5 protein-coding genes are annotated in these 4,714 nt (G+C 74.1%); 3 read left to right on the plus strand and 2 right to left on the minus strand.

Annotated elements, in window-relative coordinates:
* Positions 1-8: 8 nt before the first annotated feature.
* Complete coding sequence (locus tag ACFCY7_RS39800; RefSeq protein ID WP_376490964.1) at positions 9-1,283, minus strand: SGNH/GDSL hydrolase family protein; 1,275 nt, start codon at positions 1,281-1,283, stop codon at positions 9-11.
* A 111-nt stretch (positions 1,284-1,394) separates the two neighbouring features.
* Positions 1,395-1,958 (minus strand): TetR/AcrR family transcriptional regulator, encoded by a 564-nt coding sequence (locus ACFCY7_RS39805; RefSeq protein ID WP_376490965.1) that lies wholly within the window; start codon positions 1,956-1,958, stop codon positions 1,395-1,397.
* A gap of 121 nt (positions 1,959-2,079) precedes the next feature.
* Between ACFCY7_RS39805 and ACFCY7_RS39810 the strand changes: the two genes are divergently transcribed.
* The 3 genes from ACFCY7_RS39810 (at position 2,080) to ACFCY7_RS39820 (ending at position 4,590) form a co-directional block, all read left to right on the plus strand.
* Positions 2,080-2,928 carry a hypothetical protein gene (locus tag ACFCY7_RS39810; RefSeq protein WP_376490968.1) on the plus strand — a complete coding sequence of 283 codons (849 nt, stop codon included), beginning with the start codon at positions 2,080-2,082 and terminating at the stop codon, positions 2,926-2,928.
* Between the two features lie 130 nt (positions 2,929-3,058).
* On the plus strand, positions 3,059-3,763 hold the full coding sequence (locus ACFCY7_RS39815; RefSeq protein ID WP_376490966.1) for an HNH endonuclease family protein: 705 nt from the start codon (positions 3,059-3,061) through the stop codon (positions 3,761-3,763).
* Positions 3,764-3,846: 83 nt separating this feature from the next.
* Positions 3,847-4,590, plus strand: coding sequence for an N-acetyltransferase (locus tag ACFCY7_RS39820; RefSeq protein WP_376490967.1), 744 nt, complete (start codon positions 3,847-3,849; stop codon positions 4,588-4,590).
* Positions 4,591-4,714: the final 124 nt, after the last annotated feature.

Consider the following 4,714-nt stretch of genomic DNA (forward strand, 5'->3'; position numbering starts at 1 on the left):
CGGGTCGGTCAGAGCTCGTCGAGGTCGAGGGCGCCGGCCAGGGCGGTGTAGCCGGCGTCGCTCAGGTGGATGTGGTCGCCGGCGTCGTAGGCGGGGAGGACGCGGTCCGGGTGGGCCGGGTCGGCGACGGTGCGGTCGAAGTCGACGACGGCGTCGTAGGCGCCGGAGGTGCGGACCCACTGGTTGAAGGCGATCCGCTTGGCCTCGTTCTCCGGGCTGTCGTAGAAGGAGCCCGCGATCGGGGTGAGGGTCGCGCCGATGACCTTGATCCCCTTGGCGTGGGCCTCGCGGACGAGGGTGAGGTGGCCGGTGATCAGCCGGTCGACGGAGACCTCGGGGGTGGGGTCGGGGAAGGCGGGGCCACTGCCGCCGATGTCGTTGATGCCCTCGAAGAGGACGACGGTGCGGACGCCGGGCTCGGTGAGGACGTCCTTGCGGAAGCGGTGGAGGGCGCTCTCGCCGGCCCAGGTGGTGTCGTTGACGACCTGGTTGCCGCCGATGCCGTGGTTGAGGACGGCGCGGGGCCGGCCGGCGGCGGCGAGGCGTTCGGCGAGCTCGTCGGGGTAGCGGTTGTTCGCGTTCGCCGTGGAGCCGACGCCGTCGGTGATGGAGTCGCCGAAGGTGACGACGCCGTTGCGGCGTCCGGTCTCCCGGCCGCCGGAGACCTCGACGCCGGAGAGGTAGTACCAGGCGTCGGTGCTCTCCCCGAAGGCGGTGCCGGAGACGTCGGCGCGGTGGTCGCCGTTCGCGCGGTAGCTGGTGGCGGTGGAGAACTGGTGGAAGGTGGCGGGGCCGGTCTCGCCCGCCAGGTAGAGGGTGACGGTCAGCGACTCGAAGGCCTCGACGGGGAGGTGGGCGGCGTCGCTGCGGAGGGTGCCACCGGCCGGGATGGTCACGGCCGGCCGGCCGCCGAAGAGCAGTCGGCGCACGGTGCCGGGCTCGACCGCGCTGCCGTCGGCGGTGCGGGCGACGGTGGCGCCGGTGATCCGCAGCGGGGTGGTGCCGTACCGGTTGGTCAGCTCGATCCGGTTCCGGGTGCCGCTCGTGGTGACGCGTACGACCTGGCGGACCGTCTGGTCGGCGAAGCCCTGCCGCGACCAGTTGGGGACGAAGGTCTCCGCCGCCGTCTGCGGGGAGGCGGCCCAGGCGCCGCGCCACCCGCCGTCCGCGTGACGGCCGGCGGTCGTGTCCGTGACGGCCGTCGCGGTGGTCGGCAGGAGGGTGAGGGTGGTCGCGGCGAGGAGGGCGGCGGCGGTGTGCCGGAGGGTCGTGCGGGTGCTCATCTGGTGTTTCCCCCGTGGAGATTCGATCGCTGGCGCCGGTGGGCGCACATGTGTTTCAAGCCTTGATCGACTCCGTCTATTCCCGTACGTCACAAAGGAAGTGAGGGGGTGTCAGGCGACCGGGGGGCCGAACATCGAGCCGGTGAGGGAGCGGAAGACCTCTCCCGGGTCCCGGTCGCCGACGGGGTCGTCCAGGTTGCGGGTGAGGAGCAGGGTCGCGAAGCCGTGGGCGAGCGACCAGGCGGCGATGCCGGCGGTGCGGGTGTCGGGGGCGTTCTCCAGGTCGGTGACGCCCGCGCGGAGTTCGGCGGAGGCGCGGTCCTTGGCGGCGAGGAGGTCGGGGTCGTCGGCGCGCAGCAGCTCGGGCTGGAACATGACGGTGAAGTGGGCGGGGTGGTCGACGGCGAACCGTACGTACCGCACGCCGCGTTCGCTCAGTTCGGGTGCGTCGGCGAGGGCGTCGGCGAGCAGTCCGTACCCCTGGGCGGCGATGGCGGTGAGGAGTCCGGTGCGGTCCCTGAAGTGGTGGGCGGGGGCGGCGTGGGAGACCCCGGCGCGGCGGGCGAGGTCGCGCAGGCTCAGGGCTCCGGGGCCCTCGGCGGCGATGACGTCGAGGGCGGCGGCGAGGACGGCCTGCCGCAGGTCGCCGTGGTGGTAGCTGTTCCGGCTCGTCATGGCAGCAGCGTAGCCCGCATCTAGTCATTGACAAGTCGGTGGGGCCGGAGCAATCTAGTCAGTGACAAGACGCTGGAGCGAGGGAAACGAGGAAGCCGTGGAACCCGGACGCGTACGCCAGATGTGGCACCTGCTCGAACCCCTGCACGCCCTGCTCTACTACGCCCCCGAGGCCTTCGACGAGGCCGCCGCCCTCGGCTACGACACCACCGAGCGCTGGCCCTCCTACTTCGCCTGGCGGGCCGCGCCCCTCGGCGCCGCGGGCCCGGTCCCGGTGGCCTCCGCCTTCTACAGCTTCAGCCCCGAGACGATCGCCCGGTACGTCCCCGCCGTCTGGGAGACCGCCGCCCCGGCGAAGGTCCTCGCCGCCCGGCTGCGGGCCGTCGACCACACCTACCGGGCCGTCCTCGGCGACGACGCCGTCGCGGGCCCCGAGCTCGCCGAGGCCGCCGCGCTCGCCCGCCGCGCCGCGGAGGCCGTCCTGCCGCTCGGCCTGGCCGGACGCCCGCTCGCCGCAGCCAACGCCGGGCTGCCCTGGCCCGACGCCCCGCACCTCGTCCTCTGGCAGGCCGCGACGGTCCTGCGGGAGCACCGCGGCGACGGACACCTCGCCGCCCTCCTCGCCGCCGGACTCGACCCGGTCGAGGCGCTCGTCTCCTTCGCCGCCGTCGGCGCCGCCCCGGAGCCCGTCTTCGAGAGCCGCGGCTGGTCCGCCGCCGACTGGTCGGCCGCCCGCGTCCGCCTGACCGCCCGCGGCCTCCTCGACCCGGCCGGCGGCGTCACCGGGGCGGGCCGCGCCCTCCGCGCCGACGTCGAGCACCGGACGGACGTCCTGGCCGCCGCCCCCTGGGCCGCCCTCGGCCCCGAGTCCACCGCCCGGCTCGCCGACCTCCTCGGCGGCCCCTGGCTCGCCGCGATCGGCTCCGGCCTGCTGCCCTCCGAGAACACCCTGGGTATCGGCAAGGTCTGAGCCGCCGGCAGGGCGCCCCCTGGGCGAGGTCCGAGCCGCCGGCAGGGCACCGCCCGGGTCCTGTGCGGAAAGCAGCGCCGTCCGCCCGCCGAGCCGGGCGGACTTTCCGGACAGGGCCTAGGATTCCGGGGTGTTCACACAGCGGACGTATCGAACGAATCGAAGGCCCCTGGCCGCCACGGTGCTCGCCGCCGCCGCGCTCGTCGCCACCGGCTGCTCGCCCGGCACCGGCACCCCGGGGCCCGGCGACGGCTCGGCCGGCAATCCCGCCGCGCGCGGTACGGCCCTGGCGGCCGTGGACGACCTCACGGTCAAGGGCCGCGCCCCGAAGGCCGGTTACGAGCGCGAGAAGTTCGGCCGCTCCTGGGTGGACGTCGACGGCAACGGCTGCGGGACCCGCGACGACATACTCAAGCGCGACCTGACCGGCGTCCGCTTCACGGACGGCCGCTGCAAGGTCGCCTCAGGCACCCTGGCCGACGACCCGTACACGGGCGCCGACGTCCCCTACGTCCGGGGCCGCAGCAAGGTCGACATCGACCACGTCGTCGCGCTCTCCGACGCCTGGCAGAAGGGCGCGCAGAAGTGGGACGCGGAGACCCGGCGCCGCTTCGCCAACGACCCGCTCAACCTCCTCGCCGTCGACGCGTCCGCCAACCGCCGCAAGTCCGACGGCGACGCGGCGACCTGGCTGCCGCCGAACAGGGCCTACCGCTGCGCCTACGTGGCCCGGCAGGTCGCGGTGAAGAAGAAGTACGGGGTGTGGGTGACGAAGGGCGAGCAGGACGCGATGAAGCGGGTCCTCGGCGGCTGCCCGCAGCAGAAACTCCCGTAGAGCCGGACCCTGTCGGGAAATCCCCCGTGAAACCGACGGGAAAGTCGGTTGGTGTAGCGGGCAGCGATCCCTATCCTGCCTGCATGGACATCAACATATCGACCCTCGCCGAACGTCCCGAGCTCGAAGGGGCGATGTGGTCCATGAAGGACCTGTGGCCCGAGTTCATGATGTACGACCCGGTCGGCTGGGCGAACATGGGCCGGATCGTCCGGGAGTTCCCGGAGTACGTGCTCGTCGCCACCGACGCCGAAGGCGCGGTCGTCGCCCGCGGCTTCAGCGTGCCCTTCCGGCTCGACGTCGAGGGCCGCCGCGAGCTGCCCGCCCGGGGCTGGGACGAGGTCCTCAACTGGGCGTTCTCCGACCTGCGGCACGGCCGGGAGGCCGACACCGTGAGCGCGATCGAGATCACCGTCGACCTCGCCCACCTCGGCAAGGGCCTGTCGCACCGGATGCTCGCCGCCATGCGGGAGAACGTCGGCCGGCGCGGCTTCGCCGAACTGGTCGCCCCGGTCCGCCCCAACGGCAAGCACCTGGAGGCCGGGACCTCCATCCACGAGTACGCCTTCCGCACCCGTGAGGACGGCCTGCCGCACGACCCGTGGCTCCGCGTCCACGTGCGCGCGGGCGGCACGATCGTGGCGGTGGCCGCGGCCTCGATGACCGTCTCCGGCTCCGTCGAGCAGTGGCGCTCCTGGACCGGCCTCCCCTTCGACGCGGACGGCCCGGTCGAGGTCCCGGGCGCCCTCGTGCCGGTCCACTGCCAGGTCACGCGCGGCTACGCGGTCTACGTCGAGCCCAACGTCTGGGTCCGCCACCGCGTCTGACGCGCGGGTGCGCCGGGACGCGGGAGCGGGCACGGGTACGCGTACGGCGCATCCGTGCCCGCTCCCGAATTCCGGTGCGGACGCGCGCACGCGGGGCGGGGCCGCGCCCCGGCGGCGGCTGTCT

This window comes from Streptomyces sp. NPDC056361, from assembly GCF_042262805.1.
Classification (GTDB): Bacteria; Actinomycetota; Actinomycetes; order Streptomycetales; family Streptomycetaceae; genus Streptomyces.